The sequence below is a fragment of the Escherichia sp. KCJ4928 genome (assembly GCF_004352695.1).
In the GTDB taxonomy this organism is placed as follows: domain Bacteria; phylum Pseudomonadota; class Gammaproteobacteria; order Enterobacterales; family Enterobacteriaceae; genus ECMA0423.
Genome location: NZ_SJWV01000580.1, coordinates 1 through 513, shown reverse-complemented (window position 1 = coordinate 513; position 513 = coordinate 1). Strand labels below are relative to the sequence as shown.

Genomic DNA, 513 nt, shown 5'->3' with positions numbered 1-513 from the left:
CTTTTGCACCGGAGGTTCCCTGACGGAGAGCTGCAACATTATCAGTTCTGACTTCAGATGTTGTCCGCTCTGCAATCTGCACATCCGTGATCATGGTGTAGTTGATATCCTCCACCATTGCATCGGCTGCCATACCAATCAACCCTGTGGCGATCCCTACACCCAGCGCCGCACCGGCAGAGCTGGAGTTATATCCTGTGATGCCGGTTCCCAGAGCTGCACCGGCAATGGCACCTTCATAACCACTGTTCAGCCAGGTCTGGGACTCCCGCAAATCCATTTTGTCTGCCTTCAGGACATTGGCCTGGATCCAGTAGTATGCCTTGTCAGGTGAGGTCACAACCTGGTAGCCTTTGGCTTTAACGGCATCACTGATTTTTGCCTGTAATCCGCTCATATCCTTGTCAGATGTGTTTTTGATTTGCAGGAAAACGGTGCGTTCACTGGAAGGCTCCAGCCAGATGGTTTCACTCATCTGAGTTTTAACTTCAAGATTACGCTTCTTGATTGCTG

At 50.7% G+C, this 513-nt stretch carries 1 protein-coding gene; it reads right to left on the bottom strand.

All coding sequences use genetic code 11. From position 1 onward, the window contains the following. On the bottom strand, window positions 1-513 hold a 513-nt coding region (traT, locus tag E0D98_RS25690), incomplete at both ends, for a complement resistance protein TraT (RefSeq protein WP_276320458.1).